This window comes from Mycobacterium sp. NPDC051804 (assembly GCF_044452905.1).
GTDB lineage: Bacteria > Actinomycetota > Actinomycetes > Mycobacteriales > Mycobacteriaceae > Mycobacterium.
In genome coordinates this window covers 528,163-548,674 of the sequence record NZ_JBITCD010000002.1, presented here as the reverse complement: position 1 = coordinate 548,674, position 20,512 = coordinate 528,163, and the positions used below count along the sequence as shown (strand labels likewise).

General features: G+C 65.5%; 21 protein-coding genes. 14 read left to right on the top strand and 7 right to left on the bottom strand.

Features of this window, described 5'->3' with window-relative positions:
- The first annotated feature begins 1 nt into the window (after position 1).
- The gene (gene narI, locus ACIA48_RS08385) at positions 2–730 is read left to right on the top strand and encodes a respiratory nitrate reductase subunit gamma (protein ID WP_396730707.1); all 729 of its coding nucleotides are present in this window, start codon (positions 2–4) and stop codon (positions 728–730) included.
- A 2-nt stretch (positions 731–732) separates the two neighbouring features.
- Here narI and ACIA48_RS08380 read toward each other — a convergent pair whose 3' ends face one another.
- On the bottom strand, positions 733–1,137 hold the full coding sequence (locus ACIA48_RS08380; RefSeq protein ID WP_396729631.1) for a group III truncated hemoglobin: 405 nt from the start codon (positions 1,135–1,137) through the stop codon (positions 733–735).
- 48 nt (positions 1,138–1,185) lie between these two features.
- Here ACIA48_RS08380 and ACIA48_RS08375 point away from each other — a divergent pair, with 48 nt between their 5' ends.
- From ACIA48_RS08375 to ACIA48_RS08345, 7 genes are all read left to right on the top strand, one after another.
- A complete protein-coding gene (locus tag ACIA48_RS08375) occupies positions 1,186–1,860 on the top strand; it encodes a helix-turn-helix transcriptional regulator (protein WP_396729629.1) in 675 nt (224 codons plus the stop codon).
- The gene (locus ACIA48_RS08370; RefSeq protein ID WP_396729627.1) at positions 1,857–2,282 is read left to right on the top strand and encodes a hypothetical protein; all 426 of its coding nucleotides are present in this window, start codon (positions 1,857–1,859) and stop codon (positions 2,280–2,282) included. The genes ACIA48_RS08375 and ACIA48_RS08370 overlap by 4 nt, the downstream gene beginning before the upstream one ends.
- A gap of 22 nt (positions 2,283–2,304) precedes the next feature.
- Positions 2,305–2,721, top strand: coding sequence for a pyridoxamine 5'-phosphate oxidase family protein (locus ACIA48_RS08365; RefSeq protein ID WP_396729625.1), 417 nt, complete (start codon positions 2,305–2,307; stop codon positions 2,719–2,721).
- A 64-nt stretch (positions 2,722–2,785) separates the two neighbouring features.
- Positions 2,786–4,195: a wax ester/triacylglycerol synthase family O-acyltransferase gene (locus ACIA48_RS08360; RefSeq protein ID WP_396729622.1), complete on the top strand. Its 1,410-nt coding sequence runs from the start codon at positions 2,786–2,788 to the stop codon at positions 4,193–4,195.
- A 4-nt stretch (positions 4,196–4,199) separates the two neighbouring features.
- A complete protein-coding gene (locus ACIA48_RS08355; RefSeq protein ID WP_396729620.1) occupies positions 4,200–4,637 on the top strand; it encodes a pyridoxamine 5'-phosphate oxidase family protein in 438 nt (145 codons plus the stop codon).
- A 25-nt stretch (positions 4,638–4,662) separates the two neighbouring features.
- Positions 4,663–5,310 carry a hypoxia response regulator transcription factor DosR/DevR gene (gene dosR / locus ACIA48_RS08350; RefSeq protein WP_396729618.1) on the top strand — a complete coding sequence of 216 codons (648 nt, stop codon included), beginning with the start codon at positions 4,663–4,665 and terminating at the stop codon, positions 5,308–5,310.
- Positions 5,311–5,312: 2 nt separating this feature from the next.
- The gene (locus ACIA48_RS08345; RefSeq protein WP_396729616.1) at positions 5,313–7,001 is read left to right on the top strand and encodes a GAF domain-containing sensor histidine kinase; all 1,689 of its coding nucleotides are present in this window, start codon (positions 5,313–5,315) and stop codon (positions 6,999–7,001) included.
- Here ACIA48_RS08345 and ACIA48_RS08340 read toward each other — a convergent pair.
- The 3 genes from ACIA48_RS08340 to ACIA48_RS08330 form a co-directional block, all read right to left on the bottom strand.
- Positions 6,994–7,983 carry an Acg family FMN-binding oxidoreductase gene (locus tag ACIA48_RS08340; protein ID WP_396729614.1) on the bottom strand — a complete coding sequence of 330 codons (990 nt, stop codon included), beginning with the start codon at positions 7,981–7,983 and terminating at the stop codon, positions 6,994–6,996. The two genes, ACIA48_RS08345 and ACIA48_RS08340, sit on opposite strands and share 8 nt — an antisense overlap.
- 72 nt (positions 7,984–8,055) lie before the next feature.
- A complete protein-coding gene (locus ACIA48_RS08335) occupies positions 8,056–9,603 on the bottom strand; it encodes an ATP-dependent DNA ligase (RefSeq protein WP_396729612.1) in 1,548 nt (515 codons plus the stop codon).
- A 57-nt stretch (positions 9,604–9,660) separates the two neighbouring features.
- Entirely contained in the window at positions 9,661–11,187 is a 1,527-nt protein-coding gene (locus ACIA48_RS08330; RefSeq protein WP_396729610.1) for a molybdopterin-dependent oxidoreductase, read from the bottom strand.
- A gap of 99 nt (positions 11,188–11,286) precedes the next feature.
- On the opposite strand from ACIA48_RS08330, the gene ACIA48_RS08325 reads away from it, so the two are divergent.
- The 4 genes from ACIA48_RS08325 (at position 11,287) to ACIA48_RS08310 (ending at position 16,370) form a co-directional block, all read left to right on the top strand.
- Positions 11,287–12,054 (top strand): SDR family NAD(P)-dependent oxidoreductase, encoded by a 768-nt coding sequence (locus ACIA48_RS08325; protein WP_396729608.1) that lies wholly within the window; start codon positions 11,287–11,289, stop codon positions 12,052–12,054.
- 72 nt (positions 12,055–12,126) lie between these two features.
- Positions 12,127–13,863 (top strand): ubiquinone-dependent pyruvate dehydrogenase, encoded by a 1,737-nt coding sequence (poxB, locus tag ACIA48_RS08320; protein ID WP_396729606.1) that lies wholly within the window; start codon positions 12,127–12,129, stop codon positions 13,861–13,863.
- A gap of 60 nt (positions 13,864–13,923) precedes the next feature.
- On the top strand, positions 13,924–15,279 hold the full coding sequence (locus tag ACIA48_RS08315) for a neutral zinc metallopeptidase (RefSeq protein WP_396729604.1): 1,356 nt from the start codon (positions 13,924–13,926) through the stop codon (positions 15,277–15,279).
- Positions 15,280–15,302: 23 nt separating this feature from the next.
- Complete coding sequence (locus ACIA48_RS08310; protein ID WP_396729602.1) at positions 15,303–16,370, top strand: phosphotransferase family protein; 1,068 nt, start codon at positions 15,303–15,305, stop codon at positions 16,368–16,370.
- Here the strand turns inward: ACIA48_RS08310 and ACIA48_RS08305 are convergent.
- The gene (locus ACIA48_RS08305; protein ID WP_396729599.1) at positions 16,367–17,131 is read right to left on the bottom strand and encodes a sulfite exporter TauE/SafE family protein; all 765 of its coding nucleotides are present in this window, start codon (positions 17,129–17,131) and stop codon (positions 16,367–16,369) included. The two genes, ACIA48_RS08310 and ACIA48_RS08305, sit on opposite strands and share 4 nt — an antisense overlap.
- A gap of 230 nt (positions 17,132–17,361) precedes the next feature.
- Between ACIA48_RS08305 and ACIA48_RS08300 the strand changes: the two genes are divergently transcribed.
- Positions 17,362–17,862, top strand: coding sequence for a homocitrate synthase (locus ACIA48_RS08300; RefSeq protein ID WP_396729597.1), 501 nt, complete (start codon positions 17,362–17,364; stop codon positions 17,860–17,862).
- Positions 17,863–17,877: 15 nt separating this feature from the next.
- On the opposite strand, the gene ACIA48_RS08295 is transcribed toward ACIA48_RS08300, so the two are convergent.
- Both ACIA48_RS08295 and ACIA48_RS08290 read right to left on the bottom strand, forming a co-directional pair.
- Positions 17,878–18,258 carry a hypothetical protein gene (locus tag ACIA48_RS08295; RefSeq protein ID WP_396729595.1) on the bottom strand — a complete coding sequence of 127 codons (381 nt, stop codon included), beginning with the start codon at positions 18,256–18,258 and terminating at the stop codon, positions 17,878–17,880.
- A gap of 2 nt (positions 18,259–18,260) precedes the next feature.
- Positions 18,261–19,742 carry a cytochrome P450 gene (locus ACIA48_RS08290; protein ID WP_396729592.1) on the bottom strand — a complete coding sequence of 494 codons (1,482 nt, stop codon included), beginning with the start codon at positions 19,740–19,742 and terminating at the stop codon, positions 18,261–18,263.
- A gap of 118 nt (positions 19,743–19,860) precedes the next feature.
- Here ACIA48_RS08290 and ACIA48_RS08285 point away from each other — a divergent pair, with 118 nt between their 5' ends.
- Positions 19,861–20,490 (top strand): TetR/AcrR family transcriptional regulator, encoded by a 630-nt coding sequence (locus tag ACIA48_RS08285; RefSeq protein ID WP_396729589.1) that lies wholly within the window; start codon positions 19,861–19,863, stop codon positions 20,488–20,490.
- Positions 20,491–20,512: the final 22 nt, after the last annotated feature.

Below are 20,512 nucleotides of genomic sequence, written 5' to 3'. Positions count from 1 at the left end.
GATGTCGGGTTGGGAGATCTTCTGGGACGTCGTGCCGTACGTGACCCTCGCGATCGTCATCATCGGCACCTGGTGGCGCTACCGCTACGACAAGTTCGGCTGGACCACGCGCTCGTCGCAGCTCTACGAGTCGCGGCTGCTGCGGATCGGTAGCCCGCTGTTTCACTTCGGCATGCTGGTCGTGATCGTCGGGCACATCATCGGACTGGTGATCCCGGAGTCCTGGACCCAGATGGTCATGAGCGACCATGCGTATCACCTGCAGGCGGGGATCCTCGGTGGGATCGCTGGGATCGCCACCTTGACCGGTATTGCGCTGCTCGTCTATCGGCGTCGGACGACGGGTCCGGTGTTCATGGCGACGACGATCAATGACAAGGTGATGTACCTCGTGCTGGTGCTGGCCATCGTCGCCGGGCTCAGCTGCACGCTGATCGGGGTGACACCAGAAGGCGCGGAGCACGATTACCGCGAGACCGTGTCACCGTGGTTCCGCTCGATCTGGGTGCTGCAGCCACGCGGCGATCTGATGGTGCAGGCGCCGCTGTACTTCCACATCCACGTGATGATCGGGCTCGTGCTGTTCTGCATCTGGCCGTTCACCCGGCTGGTGCATGTGTTCAGCGCACCCGTCGGCTACCTGTTCCGGCCCTACATCGTGTACCGCAGCCGGGAGGTGTCGGCAGGTAAGGAACTGGTCGGCTCACATCCGCCTCGCCGGGGGTGGTGACTCTAGCCCGCCGCCAGTACGTCGAGTTCGCGGGCGTCGACGCCTCTGAGCCTGCGGTGCATCGCCTTGGCGATTCTGCGCGCCTGAAGCTTTGCGCGGTCAGCGGCGGGGCCGTCGTACATATCGTCGACCGTCGCCTCCCAAATCGCAAGCCAGCGTGCGAAGTGCTTGGCGTACAAGGGATGCCGTAGATCAAGCTGACGGTGTACCACCAGGGCGTTACCGCGGTAGAGCCCGGCGCGGAACAGTACGGTCTCCCAGAAGTCGCACATCACCGGTAGATGGGATTCGAGCCCTTGCTCGCGCAGCTCACTGAAGGGTTCGGCGAGGACGTCGTCTGCGAATACCTGACCGTAGAAGCGCCGCAGCAGCACCTCGACATCGCTGCGGTTGGCCAAATCGCTCATGGTGACTCCTCTTGGTTTTTACAAGAGCATTTGTATAAACTCTAGCGTATGTCGAGATCGTCGACAGTGAGCGCCGCGTCACAGCCGTCCGGCCGGCGGGAGGATGTGCTGGCGGTACTGCGGGATGCGGTCGGCGCGATGACGATCGTGGACATCGCCGAACACCTTGAGGTTCACCCGAATACTGTTCGCTTTCACCTCGAAGCCCTGGTCGCCGACGGTAGGGCCGAGCGCGTCGAACCCGACCACAAAAGCCAGGGCCGGCCACCGCAGATGTATCGCGCGGTCGCGGGAATGGATCCCGGCGGCTCGCGGCGCTATCAAATGCTCGCCGAAATTCTCACCGTCGCCCTGGCCGGTGATCCCGAGTCGAGCGCGAAGGCGCTCGCTGCCGGTCGTGCGTGGGCAGACCGGATAGCCCGCCCGACCCGGACGAAGCCGGGCGTCCGCGCATCGGTCAATCGGCTGATCGGCCTGCTCGACGACCTCGGCTTTGCGCCACAGCGACGCGACACCGACGGCGAAGTTCAAGTCGGACTTCGTCATTGCCCGTTTCTCGAACTGGTCGATGAAGCACGGTCGGTCGTCTGCCCGATCCACCTCGGTCTGATGCAGGGTGCGATGACCATGTGGCGCGCGCCCGTCGCCGTCGACCGCTTGGAGCCGTTCGCCGAGCCGGGCCTGTGTCTGGCTCACCTCACCGTAGACAAGGAGGCGTCATGAGCACGGGTCCGGCAGTGGCGACCGCACTGACCTTCGTCTGGCTCGGCATGGTGCTGGCCATCTCTTTTCTCGAGGCGCCGCTGAAGTTCCGGGCACCCGGCGTCACGCTGCAGATCGGACTGGGCATCGGCCGGTTGGTCTTCCGTGCCCTCAACAGCGCCGAGGTGCTGATCGCCGTCGGCATCGCCGTCGCATTGGGGTTCAGCCATCCGCGCACCGGCCCCATCGTGATATTCGCTATTGCCTTCGTCGCCCTGATAGCGCAACTCGTCGGTGTGCGACCGCGGTTGACGCGTCGTTCCGATGCGGTGCTGGCCGGCACCAACGGCCCACGATCTCATGCCCACTACGTGTACGTGGCGCTGGAAGCGGTCAAGGTCATCGCGTTGGTCACGGGCGGAATTCTGCTGCTGTCCAGCTGAACCCGAGCCCTACACTGCTTTCATGGCCGGTAAACAGATGGACATCCTCTCCGCAGAGGAAAGCTGGAACCTGCTGTCGAGTCGGACGCTCGGTCGCCTGGTCACCTGCGTGGACGGTGAACCCGAGATCTTTCCCGTCAACTTCGTCGTCCAACGCAAAACCGTGCTGTTCCGCACCGCGGAGTTCGCGACCAAACTGTTCACCGTCGTGATGAACGCGCGGGTGGTGTTCGAAGCCGACGACCACAACGTGGCGGAAGGCTGGAGCGTGATCGTCAAGGGCATCGCGCAGGTGCTCAACACCCGCGACGAGATCGCGGATGCCGAGCGTGCCCAACTGCTGCCATGGACGGCGGGCGATAAGCCGCGCTACGTGCGGGTGGAACCATCGGAAATCAGCGGTCGGCGCTTCCGATTCGGGCTGGCGCCGACTGACTGACGGCGCCTCGAACTAGGGACCTTTGGCTCTCCCGCGGCGGTCCGAAACCGCCGACAGTGGATATATGGAGCAATTGAGCACCCTTGATGCGGGATTCCTCCACGCCGAGGATTCCGACCGCCACGTCAGCCTCGCGATCGGTGCCGTGGCCGTCCTGGCTGGACCCATGCCCAGCTTCGATTCACTGACTGCGACGATCGGCGAGCGCGTGCGGTCGGTGCCCCGGTTCAGTCAAGTGCTGCACACCCAGCCTCTGGACCTCAGTGCTCCGCACTGGGCCGACGACGCTGACCTCGACATCTCCCATCACATCCGGCGGGCGGCCTTGCCGCGGCCCGGAGACGATGCGGCCCTGTCCCGATGGGTGGCCGAGGTGATGGAGCGGCGTCTCGACCGCGACCGCCCGCTGTGGGAATGCTGGATCGTCGACGGCCTGGAACACAACCGGTGGGCGATCCTGATGAAGGTTCACCACTGCATCGCCGACGGCATTGCGGCGACACACATGCTGTCCCGAATCTGCGACGACGGAGCGGGCGGCACCTTCGCGACCGAGATCCGCGCCGCGCACGACTCGCCGCGCGGTCTGCGACTGCCCACGTTGTCGCTCAACCCGATCGAGTGGATCGCCGGCGCGTGGCGTACCTCAGTCGGCGTCACGAGCGCTGCGGCGCAAGCATTGCATGGGGCGGCCGAGATCGCCGGCGGCCTGCTGCGGCCCGCTGCGTCGTCGTCACTGACCGGTTCTCTGACCAGCATGCGGCGCTACGCCGCCGTCGAGGTCTCGATGGAACACGTGACGAAGATCTGCGATGGATTCGACGTGACTATCAATGATGTTGCGCTGACAGCGATTACAGATAGCTACCGCACGATGCTGTTGCGTCGCGGTGAGCGACCGCAGCCCGACTCGCTGCGCACACTCGTACCGGTCTCGGTGCGGTCCGCGGATGCGGCCGACAAAACGGACAACCGCGTTTCGGTCATGTTGCCGTGCCTGCCCGTTGAGAAGGCCGATCCTGTCGCGCAGTTGCAAGCTGTGCACAAGCGGCTCACGCGCGCCAAGGCCAGTGGGCAGCGCCAGGCCGGGAATATCTTCGTATCCGCCGCGAAGGCAGTCCCCTTCGCGCTGTCGGCGTGGACGGTTCGGACGTTGACCAGGTTGCCTCAACGCGGCGTCGTCACGTTGGCGACGAACGTGCCGGGCCCGCGAAAGCGCTTGCGCGTCATGGGTCGAGAAGTCATCCGGTTGCTGCCCATTCCGCCGCTGGCACTGAAATTGCGTACGGGTATAGCGATCATGAGCTATGCCGACCACCTCGCATTCGGCATAATCGGTGATTACGACGCTGCCCCGGATGTCGATGAGCTCGCGAGCGGGATCGAGCGCGCAGTCGAACGCTTGACGGCCGTCAGCGCCGGCCACTGGCGCTCCACACCTGTGGGGACGCTCACACTGGTACAAGGGGGTTGACACCATGCCGAACACCCAGGAACTCGATGTCCTCAACCGCAGACAGTGCCTGGATCTGCTGCAAGGGGTTCGGGTGGGACGCCTCGTCTTCACCGAGGATGCGCTGCCCGCAATTCAGCCGGTCAACTTCCGGCTGTGGCGCGACGACGTGGTGATCCGTGTTGCCGGTGGCGCCAAACTGGCCGCGGCCTGCGACAACTCTGTCGTCGCGTTCGAGGCTGACGAGCTGGATGCGGACCTGCGCACCGGATGGAGCGTGACGGTCGTCGGGCACGCGCAGCCGATCACCGGCGTCGACGACCTGGTCGAGATCGCAGGCACCTTCCTGCAACCCTGGGTGGAGGGCCGACGAGACCACTTCATCCGGATCCGGACCGAGAAAATCACCGGCCGTCGCTTCCGGGAACCGGGATTGCCGCACTACAGCGCCGACGGAAGCTAGGCGTCACCCTTGTGAAGGACCCGCAATGGTGAGGGTGTTCCTCGTCGATGACCATGAGGTCGTCCGGCGTGGCCTGGTCGACCTGCTCGGATCTGATCCAGAGCTCGAGGTGGTCGGTGAGGCCGGTTCCGTGGGCGAGGCGATGGTCAAGATCCTCGCGCTTCGACCCGACGTCGCGGTGCTCGATGTGCGGCTGCCAGACGGCAATGGCATCGAACTCTGCCGCGATCTGCTGTCCGACATGCCGGAGCTGCGTTGTCTGATGCTCACGTCGTACACGTCCGACGAGGCCATGCTCGACGCGATCCTCGCCGGCGCCAGCGGCTACGTCGTCAAGGACATCAAGGGCATGGAGTTGGCCCAGGCGATCAAGGACGTCGGCTCGGGCAAGTCACTTCTCGACAACCGGGCGGCGGCGGCTCTCATGGCCAAGCTTCGCGGCGCGACCGAAGCCCCGGATCCGCTTTCCGCGCTGACCGATCAGGAACGTACGCTGCTCGGATTGCTCGGTGAGGGACTCACCAACAAGCAGATCGCCGCACGTATGTTCCTCGCGGAGAAGACGGTCAAGAACTATGTGTCGCGACTGCTGGCGAAACTCGGGATGGAGCGCAGGACCCAGGCGGCGGTCTTCGCGTCCAAGCTCGACCAACAGCGTCGTCGGCCCGAATAGTCATGTCCGAACCCGGGGCACGTCCCTTGCGCGACACGCTGTCTCAGTTGCGGCTGCGTGAACTCCTCGGCGAGGTGCAGGACCGCATCGGGCAGATCGTCGAAGGCCGTGACCGTCTGGACGGGCTCGTCGACGCCATGCTGGTCATCACCTCCGGGCTCGAACTCGACGCCACCCTGCGGACGATCGTCCATACGGCCATCGAACTGGTTGACGCCCGATACGGCGCGTTGGGTGTACGCGGCAACGGACACGATCTGGTCGAGTTCATCTACGAAGGCATCGATGAACCAACCCGCGAGCTTATCGGTCATCTGCCCGAGGGGCGCGGCGTCCTCGGCGTGTTGATCGACGAACCCAAACCCATTCGGCTGGAAGACATCCGGCACCACGCTGACTCGGTAGGCTTCCCGCCGAACCATCCGCCGATGCGGACCTTCCTCGGTGTGCCGGTCCGTATCCGCGACGAGGTCTTCGGCAACCTCTATCTGACCGACAAAGCCGACGGGCGACCGTTCGGGGAAGATGACGAGGTGCTGGTCGAAGCGCTCGCCGCGGCGGCCGGGATCGCGATCGACAATGCGCGCCTGTACGAACAGTCGCAGGCGCGTCAGTCGTGGATCGAAGCCACGCGCGACATCGCCACCGAGATGCTCTCCGGCGCCGACCCGGCCACGGTTTTCCGGCTCGTGGTGGACGAAGCGCTGAAGCTGACCAGAGCCGATGCCACCGTGGTGGCGGTGCCGTCAGACGTCGAAGCTTCCGACGTAGTCGACCTGGCCGTGGTGGCGACGGCAGGGGCGCTGGCCACGGGTGGTGTGTCTGTGACGATTCCGGTGCGCACAACGGAGATCGGACAGGTATTCGAGAGTGGCACACCGCGCAAGTTCGACTCCGTCGACCTGGGATTCGGCACCGGTCCGGGTCCTGCGCTTGTGCTTCCGCTGCGTACGTCGGACAGCGTCGCGGGCGTGGTGATCGCGCTACGGCACGAAGGTGCATATGCGTTCAGCGAAAACCACTTCGAGATGATGGCCTCGTTCACTGATCAGGCGGCGCTGGCTTGGCAGCTCGCGACATCGCAGCGCAAGATGCGCGAACTCGACGTGCTGACCGACCGCGACCGCATCGCCCGGGATCTGCATGACCACGTCATCCAGCGGCTCTTCGCGGCTGGGCTCGCCTTGCAGGGAACGATCCCGCGCGCCCAGTCAGCTGAAGTGCAACAACGGATTTCGGCGTGTGTGGACGATCTGCAAGAAGTCATCCAGGAGATCCGCACGACCATCTTCGATCTGCACAGTGCCCCATTGGGAACGACTCGACTGCGTCAACGACTCGACCAGGCCGTCGCGCAGTTCTCGAGCCCCGATCTGCGCACCACGGTTCAGTTTGTCGGACCGCTGTCGGTCATCGACGCCACCCTGGCCGATCATGCGGAAGCCGTTGTGCGGGAAAGTGTCAGCAACGCGGTTCGGCATGCGGCGGCGACGACGCTGAACGTGAGCGTCAGGGTGGAGGACGACCTGTCGATCGAGGTCGTCGACAACGGGTGCGGCGTACCCGACGACATCACCGGTAGCGGCTTGACCAATCTCCGACGCCGGGCTGACGAGGTCGGTGGCGCGTTCACGATGGAACGTGTTGCCACCGGCGGCACGCGGCTGCGGTGGTCTGCGCCGCTCACGTAGGCGCAGTGTCCAGCCATTGCGCGACATCGGCGACCGGACGTCGCGGAGTGGACGGAAGCGGGTCGGCGTTCACCGGCGCCCAGCCGATACGCAACAGCATCTGGGGAACGGCGCTGTCGCCAAACACCTCGGTACGGACGGCTTCTCGCGTCTCAGCGATCTCGAGAGGCTCGGTGACAGGACAGCTCGCGAGCCCGAACGAGGTAGCCGACAGCAGGACCAGGCTCGTGGCCTCTCCGGCACGCAGCCGGGCCAGGGGGCTGTCGTCATTCGTCCCGAGCGCCAGCACCACCGCGGCGTCGTCTTCGGATGCGACGTCGGGGGGTTGAGCCAGTGCGGGCGCAGCGAACAGACGTCCGGGTATCGGTGCAGTGAGATCGGGCGCCGGTGTGTTTCGGGCCGGCACTCCGGCCACCGACGCATACCGTCCGCTCCACTCCGACAACTCACTGAGGTAATCGTAATCCGAAGCGTGCTCACGAACAGCCTGGGCCACAATGTGTTCCAGGTTCGGCAACGACGCGACCTGGCGCACCGACACGCCCGCGCGCGCGGCACGTGCCCCCATCAACGCAATGTCGGCATCGGGCACCGACCACGCGTTGTACAACCTGCGATCGGTCCGCCGCCGCGGTATTGCCGCCGCCAACGTCACGTCCAGCGCACTGGCGGGGTTGGCGCGCACCTCGATCGCGGCCAGGTGCTCCGGGTCTGCGGGGTTGGGCAGACGGTGAACTTTGGCCTGCCAACCGAGCGCCGCCAGCGCGACGACGGCGTGGTGCAGCGACGCGCCACAGCTGAGCAGCAGGTCCCGGCTGTCGGGGTCGGTATTGGCAAGATGCCGCTGCGGATCGGCATACAGGTGCAGGCTCTCGATACCGACGCGCCACCGCCACGGTTGCGAGTTGTGGATCGACGGCGCCCGAGTGGCCAGTGACAACACCGTGTGGATCGTCTCCCGATCCGGGAAGTATGCGTTCATGGCTTCATACTCGGCCGCGACAAGGCGGGGGACTAGGGACGAAAGACCCTGCTTGGTGGGACCTTCTACGGATCAGTCGCCGCGTTGATAGAGGGCGCGAACGGTGTCGATGGTGTCGGCCTCAGCGGGGCCCTTGTCATCGCGGTAGCGCAGCACCCGCGCGAAGCGCAGCGCCATGCCACCGGGATACCGCGACGAGGTCTGTACGCCGTCCAGCGCGATCTCGACGACCTGTTCGGGACGAACCTTCACGACATAGCCGTCGGTCGGGCCGTCTGCGAGTTCGGTGAAGCGCTCGGTCTGCCACGCCAGCATCGCGTCCGTCATTCCCTTGAAAGTCTTTCCGAGCATGACGAATTCGCCGGTCTGGGCGTCCCTGGCGCCGAGGTGGATGTTGGAAAGCTTGCCGGTGCGTCGACCGGACCCCCATTCAACGGCCAGTACCACCAAATCGAGTGTGTGCACCGGTTTGACCTTCAGCCAGCCCGCGCCGCGTCGGCCTGCCTCATACGGTGTGGTCAGCGATTTCGCCATGACGCCTTCGTGGCCCGCCGACAGTGTCACGGCGAGGAACTCCTGTGCCTTCTCGGCGTTGTCGGTGATCAGTCGATCGACGCGATGCGCTTTCGGCACGATCGCGTCCAGTGCGGCGATGCGCTCACTTGTCGGCAGGTCCAGTAGGTCGGTGCCGTCGAGATGCAGCAGATCGAATACGAACACCGACAGCGGCTGGGCGGTACTGGCCGCCGCGATGTCGACCGAACGCCCGAACCTTGACGCGGTGACCTGAAACCGATGGGGACGGCCGTCAGCCCGCAGCGCGATGGCCTCGGCATCGGCGATCAGATTGGTGACTGGCAGCGCCAACGTCGCATCTACCACCTCCGGCAGGCGCGCGGTGACGTCGTCGAGGCTGCGGGTGTAGATCCGGACGTGGTCACCCGCACGGTGAATCTGCACCCGCGCGCCGTCCAGCTTGGCCTCGAAAATCGCTGTGCCACCGATGCGTTCGAGTGCCTCCGAGACACCCGTCGCGGTTTGAGCGAGCATCGGACCGACGGGCTGGCCGACCTTGAGCGTGAACTCGTGCAGCGCGGCCTCGCCCGAAGTCAGCGCCGCCGCCGCGACGGCGGGCAGATCACCGCCGAGCATGGCCGCGCGCCGTACCGCGGCAACCGGAACATCGGCCGCCTTGGCGACTGCGTCGGCCATCACTCCAATCAGGGCCCCTTGACGGAGTTCACCGCCGAGCAGGCGGCGCAGGAACGTCTGCTCGGCGTCCGTGGCCTGCCTGAACAGTCCGGAGACCAAGTCGGCGCGCCGCGCCTGAGACCCTTTGCCCGCGACGGTGCCGATCTCGCTGAAGCGGGCGTCGACGTCCAGAACCGTCAGCGTCGCGTCGGTTGCCGCGGGCGGCAGCGAACGAAGTGCCGCCCAACCGACGCCGATCTGACGCTGGGGCAGCTCACCCGACAGCCACGAGACGATCACCGTAATTAGAGTGGCGTCGCCCTCGTCGCCGGCCCGACGCAGCAGGTCGGCGATCCTGGCGATCTTCTTCAGCCGGGCCGACGAGGCACCGACCTCGGTCGATGCGGTCACGATGTCGAGAAGCTGCACGATCCCAGCCTGGCACGCGGGTCAGACAGAAACTCGCGGGTGGGGCCCACACCGACGCTATGTGACCGCGAACGAGACGGTGTGCCAGCCGGTCGCACCGTCGGGGATCACGCCGGCGATGTCTTCCGTCTGGACAGCACCCGTGTTGTCGGTCGCGCGGACGGAGATCGTGTGCTGTCCCGGCTTGGTGGCCTGCCACGGGAAGCTCCACAGTCGCCAGGTGTCATTGGCGTAGTTCGCGCCGAGATCGGCCTGCTCCCAGTCGCCCTCATCGATGCGCACCTCGACGCGGCGCACACCGCGATCCTGGGCCCACGCCACCCCGCCGAACGTCACAGGTCCCTGCGACACGTCCTGACCGCTGCGTGGCACGTCGATGCGCGATTGCGTCTTGATGGGCCCGCGCGCGGACCAGCCCAGCGGTGTCCAATACCCCTGCGCGCGGTCGAATCGGGTGAGCTCGAGGTCGACGACCCACTTGGTGGCCGACACATAGCCGTAGAGGCCGGGAACCACCAGACGCGCGGGGTAGCCGTGTTCGGTGGGCAACGGCTGGCCGTTCATACCGACGGCAAGCAGCGAATCGCGGTCGTCGGTGAGGGCCTCGACGGGGCTACCTGCGGTGAACCCGTCGATCGACATCGACAGCACCATGTCCGCATCCGGGTGAATACCGGCCTCCGCCAACAGGTCCCGCACGCGGTAGCCGGTCCATGCGGCGTTGCCGATGAGGTCCCCGCCGACGGGGTTGGACACACACGTCAGGGTTACCAGCTTCTCGACGACCTCGAATTTCTCGAGATCGTCAAAGCGATACGTGATCTCGCGGTCGACCATGCCGTGGATCTTCAGTTCCCAGTCCGCCCGGCTCAGCTGCGGCACCGCCAGCGCCGTGTCGATCCGGTAGAAATCGTCGTTGGCGGTGACGAAGGTCGGCAGCGCAACGCCCTCCGGTTGCACCGTCGGCGGGACGGCAGGCGCGGCGACGTCGATCTTCGGGAGTGCGAAGGCGCTGCGATCGCCTGCGACGGATGTCGTCAGCCTCGACAGCACAGCGCCGCCGACCCCGGCGAGCGCTCCGGCGCCAAGGAATCCGAGCGTGACGAGCGACAGCCGTCTGCCGCGGTCGGGGGAGTCGGGGGCACCCTCCGGCTCGTCGGTGAACCGGCCCGAGGTGAGCAGTCGCAGCACCGCGACGCCGCAGACGGTGCCGATGACCGTCGGCACGATGTCGGCGAAGCCCGCCCCTGCACGCGACAGCACGGCCGCGCAGCCCGCGATCCCGGCGACCACGATCGCGGCGCTGCCCACCGGAGCCCGACGCGTCTCATATTGCGCGGTCACCGCTGCCACCGCCGCGATCACCGCCACCACGGCGATCGACAGAAACAGCTTGTCGGCCGTGCCAAAGGTCTGGATGGCCCATTCCTTGACCGGGCCCGGCGTGAGATCGATGACGGCCGATCCGACGGCGATGCGCGCGTCGGCCTCAGGCCCGAAGAGCACCGCGAGCAATTGCGTCACGCCCAGCGCGACCGCGGCCGCGGCGACGCCCGCCATCGCTTTGCCACCGCGCTCGGTCATGACGCCAAGCTACCCACGCGCCGACCCGAAAGGCTTACCGAAAAGTGACATCAGCTAAGTTGCTTTACAGTCCGGGCACATTTTGGAAAGGGAGCTCAAATGGAGATCGACGGCAAGAAGGCCATCATCGTCGGTGGGGCGTCTGGCTTCGGCAAGGCCACGGCCGAATTGCTGGCCAAGCGCGGTGCGAGCGTGGCAGTGCTGGACCGCCCGCAGTCGAAAGGCAAGGAAGTAGCTGACGAAATCGGCGGCTCGTTCTACGAGGTCGACGTCACCGACTTCGAGGGCACCGAGAAAGTCCTGCAGCAGGCCATCGACCAGCTGGGTGGACTGCACATCATCGTCACGACCGCCGGCGGCGGCGCGGCCGAGCGCACTGTCAAGAAGGACGGCCCGCACAGCCTGGAGAGCTTCCGCAAGAGCGTCGACCTCAACCTCATCGCCACCTTCAACATCAGCCGTTTGGCGGGCTGGCAGATGAGCAAGCAGGACCTGGTCGACGACGAGCAGGAAGAGCGCGGCGTCATCATCAACACCGCCTCGATTGCCGCGTTCGAAGGTCAGATCGGCCAGGTGGCCTACACGGCGTCGAAGGCCGGTATCGCCGGCATGTGCCTCACCATGGCGCGCGACATGGGCAGCCTGGGCATCCGCGCCCTCGCGATCGCTCCCAGCCTGTTCGCCACCGGTCTCACCGAGGGCATCCCCGACGAGTTCGCCAAGGCGCTGACGAAGGACGCGGCTTTCCCGAAACGTCTGGGCCGACCGGAGGAATACGCGAAGCTGGTCGCCGCCATCGTCGAGAACCCGATGCTCAACGGACAGTGCTTGCGCCTGGACGCGGGCCAGCGTTTCGCCCCCAAGTAGGTCAGTGGATTCGGTGTAGTTGGTCGCGCTCACCGCGACCAACTACACCGAAATCGCATTAGGGTGGGCCGCGTGGCGACCATCGCTGATCACGTCATCGAGGCCCTGCGGATCAGCGGCGTACGCCGTGTCTACGGTCTGCCCGGCGACAGCCTCAACGGCTTCACCGACGCCATCCGTCGGTCCGGCGAAATCAGTTGGGAGCACGTCCGTCACGAGGAGACCGCGGGCTTCGCGGCCGCGGCGGACGCGGCGCTCACCGGCGGACTCGCGGTGTGCGCTGGGAGCTGCGGCCCCGGCAACCTGCATCTGATCAACGGTCTGTTCGACGCGCATCGCAGCCGCGTGCCCGTGCTCGCGATCGCGGCGCACATTCCGCGCACCGAAATCGGTTCGGAATACTTCCAGGAGACCCACCCGCAGGAGCTGTTCCGCGAGTGCAGCGTCTACTGCGAACTCGTCAGCACCCCGGAAATGGCGCCGCGCATCCTCGAGATGGCGATGCGTGCGGCCGTCGAGGAGAACGGGGTCGCCGTCGTCGTCGTCCCCGGCGAGATCTTCCTGCAGCGCGCGGAGTCCTCCGGGTGGAACGCACGGCCCGTCGTCGCGACGCGGTCGGTGGTATGTCCCGATGACGAGTCGCTACAGCGGGCCGCCGCGATCCTCAATGACGCCGAGGCGGTGACGATCCTGGGCGGTGCAGGCGTCGCCGGTTCGCACGAGGCCCTCGTCGCGTTGGCGGCGACTCTCAATGCGCCGATCGTGCACGCGCTGCGCGGCAAGGAGTTCATCGAGTACGACAACCCGTACGACGTCGGTATGACGGGACTGCTCGGCTTCGCATCGGGATACAAGGCGATCAAGGAATGCGATGCGCTGCTGATGCTGGGCACCGACTTTCCGTATCAGCAGTTCTATCCCGACAACGCCAAGATCATTCAAGTCGACATCCGCGGCCGTAGTCTCGGCCGCCGCACGCCGATCGACCTTGGGCTCGTCGGCACGGTCAGAGACACGTTGGCCGCGTTGGCGCCTCTGCTCACGCAGAAGAGCGGGCGCGAGCATCTGGACCGGTCGTTGCGCCACTATTCCAAGACCCGCAAGCGGATGGACGATCTCGCGGTCAACGACCGGGATCGGACCCCTATCCGTCCTGAATACGTTGCCGGACTTGCCAATCGGCTCGCCAGCGACGATGCGGTATTCACTGCCGACGTCGGGTCGCCGGTGGTGTGGGCGGCACGGTACCTGACGATGAACGGTCGACGCCGGCTCATCGGCTCGTTCAACCACGGCACCATGGCGTGCGCGTTGCCGCTGGCGATAGGCGCGCAAACCGCGTACCGCGACCGACAGGTGGTCGCGCTGGCCGGTGACGGCGGGCTGACGATGATGTTCGGTGAGCTGATCACGCTGATCCAGAACCGGCTGCCGGTCAAAGTGATCGTGTTCAACAACTCGTCGTTGAATTTCGTCGAACTGGAGATGAAGGCCGCGGGCATCGTCAACTTCGGGACCGATCTGGTGAACCCCGACTTTGCCGCTATCGCCACGGCGATGGGAATCTTCGGCCGACGGGTCGAGGCACCGTCGGATCTAGAACCCGCACTCGCCGAGGCATTTGAATTCGACGGGCCTGCGCTGATCGACGTGGTGACCGCGCGTCAGGAGCTCTCGATCCCGCCCGCGATCACGGTTGAGCAGGCAAAAGGGTTCTCCCTGTACGCGATCCGGACGATTCTCGCCGGGCGGGCCGACGAGTTGCTCGACCTCGCGACGACGAACGTGGCGCGACGCATTCTCGACTGAACGAGTGCGGGGAGCGCATTGCCCGCCAAATGGTGATCTTGGCCGCTAATGTTTGCCCTCATGCGCATAAGGGTGGCCGCGGTGGCGGCTGTTGTCCTGCTCGTGGCGGGCTGCGGTGGCGCCGGTAAGTCGGAGTCTCCAGCAGAGGGCACCAAGGGAAACTCGCCCGACATCAGCAACGTCAAGATCGAGGGTGACGCGTCGGCGCCGGTGAACGAGGTCGCGATACAGGCCATCGCGGATCTGGAGCGGTACTGGGCCGAGCAGTACCCAAAGCTCTACGACAAGGACTTCGAGCAGATCTCGGGCGGCTATTACGCCGTTACCGCGGACAGTCCCGCACCGCCGTGCACCACGTCACCCGAAGAGGTCGCAGGCAATGCCTTCTACTGCTCGACCGAAGATGTCGTGGCGTGGGACGCCCAAGAACTTCTCCCCGAATTGCAGGACAAGTTCGGGCCTTTCACCATCGCGGTCGTGATGGCGCACGAATGGGGTCACGCGGTTCAGGCGCGCTCGAATTTCACCGGGCGCACCGTCACCAAGGAACTGCAGGCCGACTGCTTCGCGGGCGCATGGTCACGACACGCGCAGGACGACAAGGTGTTCGACGTCAACGCCGCCGATCTGGACAGCGCCCTTGCCGGTGTTCTCGATCTGCGCGACACGCCCGGCACACCGAAGGTCGATCCCAACGCACATGGCAGCGGATTCGATCGCGTGAGCGCCTTCCAGGACGGCTACGACAATGGGCTGGACAAGTGCAAGGACTATCGCGACGACGAACCGATGGTGCTCTCACTACCCTTTAACGACGAGGAGGACGCGTCGCGCGGGGGAGACTCCCCGTACGACTCGATCATCAACGGGGTGCCGTACGACATAGAGGATTATTTCACGCAGCTCTATCCGGAGATCTCCAACGGCCAGCAATGGAAGCCGCTGAACGGAATCGAGCCGTTCGACCCCGCCAATCCGCCGATGTGCGGCGACCAGTCGGCCGACGGATACGCGCTGTTCTATTGTGTACCAGAGGATTACGTCGGCTGGGACAACGTGAACGCGATGCCCGAGGTGTACAAACAGGGTGGCGACTATGCGGTGGTCACGCTGCTCGCCACCCAGTGGGGACTGGCGGCATTGACGCGGCTGGGCGACGAGTCCGACGTGAAGACGTCGACGTTGCGCGGGGACTGCCTGGCGGGTGGATACACGGCGAGCGTGATCCTCTACAACCGTCCCGAGACCAGCACGTACCACATCTCGCCGGGCGATCTCGATGAGGGCATCAAGGCGCTGCTGGTGTTCCGTGGCGACGGTGACGTCGAACGCCAAGGCGCAGGCTGGGCCAGAGTCGAGGCGTTCCGTGAGGGTGTGATCAACGGTGCCGAATCCTGCCTGCGTTACCAGGCGTAGCGGCTGACTGACACGATGTAGGTATGCCCGATGATGCGCAGCAGCTGCCGACACTGAGCGACGACGACCAGGCTGCGCTGCAGCGCTGGGCGCAACAGCAGGGCCTCGGCTCGACGGTGACCGACGTGGCGCCGTTGACCGGTGGCACCCAGAACATCGTGGTGCGGGTGCACATCGATGGACGCCCGATGGTGCTGCGCCGTCCGCCGCTTCATCCTCGACCGACCAGCGACAAGACGATGCTGCGCGAAATCGCGGCGCTGCGCACGCTTGCGGGTTCGGACGTCCCGCATCCGGGGTTCATCGCCGGCTGTGAAGATCTCGACGTGCTCGGTGTCGTCTTCTATCTCATGGAGGAGATCGACGGCTTCAACCCCGGCAGCGAGGTGGCCGAAGCGTACGTCCGCGACGAGACGTTCCGGCACGATGTCGGACTCTCCTACGCTGCGAGCCTTGCGCGGTTGGGTAGCGCTCCCTGGGAAGATAAGCCGCTTGCCGAGCTGAAACGGCCGGGATCCTTTGTGGAGCGGCAGGTTCCACAGTTTCTGCGGCTACTCGAAAGCTACCGCCACGACCGTTACGACCCCGAATCTCTGGCCGTCACCGACCTTGCCGACTGGTTGCAGGCCAACCTCCCGCCTGAGAGCGAGCCGGGAATCATGCACGGCGACCCGCACCTGAGCAATGTCCTGTTGCGCCGGGACAAACCGGAATTGGCGGCGTTCGTGGACTGGGAGATGTGCACCGTCGGCGATCCGCTCCTCGATCTCGGCTGGATGGTGATCACGTGGCCGCTGGACACCAGCACGATCACCGCCGGCGGCGCGCTGGGCGCGCTCGGGGGACTGGCCACCAGGCGGGAACTTCTCGAGGCCTACTGGAACGCCGGCGGACGCGAGACACCAAGGCTGGACTGGTACATGGCGATGGCGTGCTTCAAGCTCGGCGTTGTTATCGAGGGCACCTGGTCTCGCTATCTGATGGGCAAGGCGAGTAGGGACGCGGGGGAGGCGCTGCATGCCAATGCCCAAAACCTGATCGACATCGGCACTCGGGTCGTCAAGGGCGACAACCCGTTTGACTTGAATTAACCGTAGGCGTCGACGCCGAGTTTGACGGCAAGCGCGAGGCCCGCCGCGCCGATCGCCAGTCGCATCGGCTTGGCGGGTGCGTGACGCACGACGATGGGACCCAGCCGCGATCCCACAAGACACCCGAGCCCGAGTGGAAGCACCGCCGACCACTGCACGGGTGCGACGACGACGAATATGGCCGCGGCGACGACATTGGCGATCCCGAGGATGACGTTCTTGCCCGCATTGGCGTGCGCCAGCGTCGCCCCGCCGGCGCGCAGCAAGATCGCAAGCAGCAGAACGCCTGCTGCGGCGCCGAAATAGCCCCCGTAGATGCAGATTACGAAGATCGCTCCCGATTCGAGTATCAACGTCACCGTATGTCTTCGGTGACTCGCGACCGTCGCGTCCTTGCGTTGGCGGGCCGGGATGACGATGGCCACCGAGGCGAACGCGAGGAGAAGGGGCACCACCTTCTCGAAGCCTTCGGCGGGCAGTGACAGCAGCAGGATCGCGCCGACCAAACCTCCCAGCGCCGCGACGGGGGCGATGCGTTTGAGCCACGGCCCCTGGCCCTCGAGTTCCGGGCGGGAGCCCCATATCGAACCGACTCCGTTGAATACGACAGCCACGGTGTTGGTCACGTTGGCGGTCACCGGCGGCAGGCCGACCAACAGGAGCGCGGGGTAGGTCGCGACCGATGCCAACCCGGCGATGCTGCCGGTGAGGCCGCCGAGTACACCCGCCGCGGCGAGAAAGGCCGCATCCCACCACGTCATTGCGCGCTCACGTTACTTCCCGGCCCGTGGCCGGGCGTCGCGGGCATCGCGATGGCCTCAGCGGTGCTGAAATGTGTTTGCACCCTCGTAGATGGGCGTCTAACATCGCCAACGTGCCGAGGCGACTCGTAGTAGCAACCCGCAGCGGGGTCTGATCCTGACCGACCCCCCGCTGTGGGTCGTCGCTACTTCGTCGGTCACTTCCTCTGAAGAACAGAGAAGACCGGCACATGACATTCGAACCCGCTATCAGTGCAGGGCCCATACCGGGTGCGGCACCGTTCGCGACTCACGTGGACGGACCCATGCCCCGAGGTCTGCGCGAGGAGGCCGATGCGATGTCTTTCGAAACGTTCCTCGATCAATACGCGCCCACGACGGGGCCTTTGCGGCTGGGCCAATGGGCCTGCACCGACGCTGAGCGGTCCGCCACCCGACTGGGCCCGCAGCCCCGCAATTACCAGGCGACGCTGGCGGTCGGAGACCGCATCAGCACGTCATCGGCTCGCGCGTCCGGACCGGTCGCCGCGCTGACGGAGATGCTCCACGCGCGGGGGATCGCGGTCGAGATGATCGCGTTCCACCAGCTACCCGCAGGCGAGAACACCGCGACCTTCATTTGCGGTTCCGACGGTGGGCACTCCGAGTGGGCGATGGGCCTCGCCGGCGACCCGACGCAGTCGGCGTTGCGTGCGGTGATCGCGTGCGCCAACCGGCTGCTGGCGGCTTGATCTCGCCGAGAGCGGTTAGCGTCCGAGCCCGCGCAGCACCCAGGCGCCGAGGACAACTGCAAGCACCGGCACGGTGACTGGGGCGCCGCCATTCGGACGCTGGAAGTCGCCGCGGGACAACGCGATTGCACCGGCCGCGCCGTCGCCGACATCGCATGCCAGACCGGCCGTCACGAAGGCCCGCCGCAGAGGACCGGACGACTGGAGCGTGCCGATGCCGATGACCACGTCGCGCACACCGAATAACCGCCACGCGTAATGCGACTGGCCGTCGTCGGCCGCCATCCCAAACACCCTCGCGGTGAGACTGGGGCTGATCCAGGTCAGGACGCCGGCCGCGATTCGCCCGATCGCCAACGCGGCAATGGTGCGGTCGACCAACTGGTTGTCGCCCACGATCAGTGCAGCGGACGCAGCACGATGTGCATTCCGTCCTTGGGCACCGGCATGCCGCCGTAGTCCCATTCGGTCGTGTAGCCCTTGTACGGCAGCTCCAACCGGTACTTGCGTAGCAGCCGGTGCAGGATCGTCTTCACCTCGAACTGCCCGAATGTCATGCCGATGCACTTGTGCGCGCCCCCGCCGAACGGGCTGAACGCGTAGCGGTGCGACTTGTGCTCGTTGCGAGGCTCGGTGAAACGCAGCGGGTCGAACTTCATCGGCTCGGGGTAGAACTCCTCGAGCCGGTGGTTCATCCCCGGGTAGGCGATGACGTTGGTGCCCTTGGGCAGGTAATAGCCCAACAGTTCGGTGTCGCGCACTGTTTGGCGCATCGCCCATTGCACCGGGGTCACCAGTCGGATGGACTCGTTCATCACCAGATCAAGGGATTCGAGCTTCTCCAGCGAATCGATGTCCAGCGGCCCGTCGCCGAGGCGGTCGGACTCGTCGCGGCAACGGTCTTGCCACTCAGGGTGTTTCGCCAAGTGATAGATCATCGTGGTGGCCGTCGACGTCGACGTGTCGTGTGCCGCCATCATCAGGAAGATCATGTGGTTGACGATGTCGTCGTCGGAGAACTTGTTGCCGTCATCGTCCTCGGTCTGACACAGCACCGTCAGCAGGTCGGAGCCGTCCTTGCCGCGACGTTCCCGGACGCGCTCCTGGAAGTAGTCCTCGAGTAGCTTGCGCGCCTGCAGGCCGCGCCACCACGTGAACGGCGGCACGCCGGTGCGGATGATCGCGTTGCCGGCGCGCGTGGTGGTGGTGAACGCGTTGTTGACCTTGGTGACGAGTTCGTGGTCGGTACCCGGCTCGTGACCCATGAACACCATCGAGGCGATGTCGAGCGTGAGCTCCTTCATCGCCGGATACATCAGGAATCGCGGGTCGTTGGTTACCCAGTCGTTCGCGATGACCTGCGAGACGACCTTGTCGACCTGTTCCTGATAGCCGACCAAACGGGTTCGGACGAACGCCTCCTGCATGATCCGCCGGTGGAACATGTGCTCCTCGAAGTCGAGAAGCATCAGACCGCGGTGGAAGAACGGGCCGATCACCGGGACCCAGCCCTGCTGGTTGAAGTCCTTGTTGCGGTTGGAGTAGATGGCCTGGGCGGCGTCGGGGCCAAGCGCCGTGACGGCGGGCAGAACCGGGGAGTCGGCGTAATACAGCGGGCCGTACTTGCGGTAGATGTGCAGCAGGTAGTCGGGTCCGCCGCGGAACATCTCGATCATGTGGCCCAGGATCGGCAGGCCGGCGTCGCCGGCGACTCCCTTGAGGTCGCTGCCCGGGGGCGGGCTCGTCATCGTCTTTTGTGGGAAGTCGGTTTTGAGCAGCCGCTTCTCGACCACACTCATACCCGGAAAGTTGGTGATCGACGGCGTAAACCGCCGCTTCGCCTGATCGACTAGGTAATCCTTGGTGCTGATGGTGGGCATCTACGCTCCCTCACGCCAAATGACTGTGGCCGTTGTCACTCCTATCCACATCCTGAATGGCACACTTGACGCATGTCAAGTTTGGATCCGACGTGTCGTGCTGCAAGGGTCTAACCCCATGACCGCCGAGTCCGCATCGTCCGAGGTCCGTCGCAGCAGGGGCGACCGGCAGCGCGATGCGATCGTGACCGCGGTCCGGGAGCTTCTCCAAGAGCGATCGTTTGCCGATTTGTCGGTAAGCACCATCAGCGAACGCGCCGGTGTGGCCAGGTCGGGCTTTTATTTCTACTTCGACTCGAAGTACGCGGTGCTGGCGACGATCGTCAAGGACGCGGCTGAGCTTCTTGACGACCTGACACACCATTTCGCACCGCGCGAGCCTGGCGAGTCGCCTGCGGCCTTCGCGAAGCGGATGGTGGGCAGCGCGGTCACCGTCTACGCAAACGACGATCCAGTGATGACTGCGTGCGCGGCGGCCCGCAACACCGACGCGGAGATCCGCGACATCATGGACGACTTCTACGACGGCGTCGTCGCGAAGCTGATCACTCTGCTCGAAAGCGACCCTGACGCGCGGCCCATTTCCGACGACGTGCCTGCCCTGGTGCGTACCCTCGCCGCCGTAACTTCGTTCACGTTGTCGCACGACAGTGCTTTCGTCGGCCGGGGCGACGAGCCCGCCCGCGCGGTCGACATCGTCGAGCGGCTGTGGTTGTCCGCGTTCTGGGGCGAGAGCCAGTCGGCCTAGGGCGAGCCGCCGGTATCCTCAC